The organism is Streptomyces sp. NPDC048643 (genome assembly GCF_040650615.1).
GTDB lineage: Bacteria > Actinomycetota > Actinomycetes > Streptomycetales > Streptomycetaceae > Streptomyces.
The window spans coordinates 1-1625 of the sequence record NZ_JBEZHO010000115.1 but is presented as its reverse complement, the minus strand read 5'-3'; the positions used below and the strand labels follow the sequence as shown (position 1 = coordinate 1625).

Annotated in this window: 1 protein-coding gene; it reads left to right on the top strand. The window is 66.2% G+C overall.

Going from position 1 to position 1625, the window contains the following annotated elements; all coding sequences use genetic code 11:
• Positions 1–548 precede the first annotated feature (548 nt).
• The coding region (locus AB0C62_RS42140) for a glycosyl hydrolase (protein ID WP_362982612.1) at positions 549–1625 on the top strand (1077 nt) is incomplete at its 3' end.

Genomic DNA, 1625 nt, shown 5'->3' with positions numbered 1-1625 from the left:
CGTGGGTGTGGCGGCGGATGCGGCGGGGGCGACGCAGAGAGCGAGGAGTGTCGCCGCGGCCACGAGGGCGGCTGTTGTCCGTGGTGAGCGCATGCGTGAGGGCCTTTCGTGGGCGGTTCGTTGAAGGTGGCGGTGGGCCCGTACACCCGTCGCGAGGGCGGTGCTCAATGGAGACGGCGGAGGACTGGTGTGATCTATGCATGACATGTTCGAGGTTGAGGATGCGGGATCGCGTCACCGTAGACCCGGCGTTTGCACCTGTCCATAGACCGTTCAAGTAAAGGGAGCGCTCCCACGCCACGCCGCAATGGGCGGCCTTCGCGCTTCACCTGGGGATATCGCACCGTAGGAGTCATCGTGAGACTGATTTTGTCAACTAGCACGTTCTATAAAAGGGTTGCTGAATCCATTGACACGTCCTGCACCCCGCTCTAGCTTCCAGGCGTCGATCCCTCCCCTTCACTCGCAGGCGACATCGATGTCACGCACCTTGAAGCGCCGGGCGGTGAGGCAGTTCCACCCCACGGCACCCACGAGAGGGTCCTGCATTGAAACCGACGATCTTCACGCGCAAGTCCCTGGCCGTACTCACGGCCCTGCCCCTGGCCGCCGCCGGCTTGCTGGCAGCCGCTCCCTCCCAGGCAGCTGTCGCTCCCGCCCCGGCGGTCGCCGCGGCGGGGCCGTCGACACCCCAGGCGGTGGTCGACTACCTACGGCAGATCAGCGGCAACCACGTGGTCAGCGGCGTCCACAACAAGGAACCGCTCAGCAATCCGTCGCAGTACACCACGCAGGCGCACTCCCTCACCGGCAAGTGGCCGGGACTGTGGGGCGGCGAACTCGGCTTCCGCGCGGACGACATCGCCAACCGCCAGACCCTGATCAACCAGGCGAAGACCGAGTGGACCAACGGCTCCCTGGTGAGCCTCACCTGGCACATGTGTCGCCCCGACGTGTCGACCTGCGAGTTCGACGGGGGCGTCAACGGCAGCCGGCTGTCGGACTCCGAATGGCAGCAGCTGATCACCAACGGCACGTCGCTGAACACCGCCTACAAGAACAAGCTGGAGGGAGTCGTGTCCTCCCTCCAGCAGCTCAAGGACGCCGGCATCCCGGTTCTCCTCCGGCCGCTGCACGAGATGAACGAGGGCTGGGCCTGGTGGGGTGGCCGATCCGGCGCCAACGGCAGCGCCCGCCTCTTCCAGATCACCCACGACTACCTGACGTCGCGTGGACTGAACAACATCGTCTGGGTGTGGAACGTCAAGGACACCGACTCCAACGGCGGTTCCGCGGGCGTGTCCGGCTTCTATCCCGGAGACGACTACGTCGACGTCGCGAGCCTCGACCCGTGGAACAAGGGCTACCCGACGACCGACTGGTACCAGGCCCTGGTCAACGTCTCCCACGGCAAGCCCATCTCGCTCGCCGAGGTCGGCACTGTCCCTACCCCGTCCCAGCTCGCCGCGCAGCCCCGCTGGGCGTGGTTCATGATCTGGGCCGAGTACCTCACCTCGGCCAACTCCGCCTCCGGGCTCCAGAGCACCTTCAACGATTCCCGGGTGTTCAGTCAGGGTCAGGTCGGCATTCCGGCGGGTGGTGGCCCTACGACGCCTCCTTCGGGC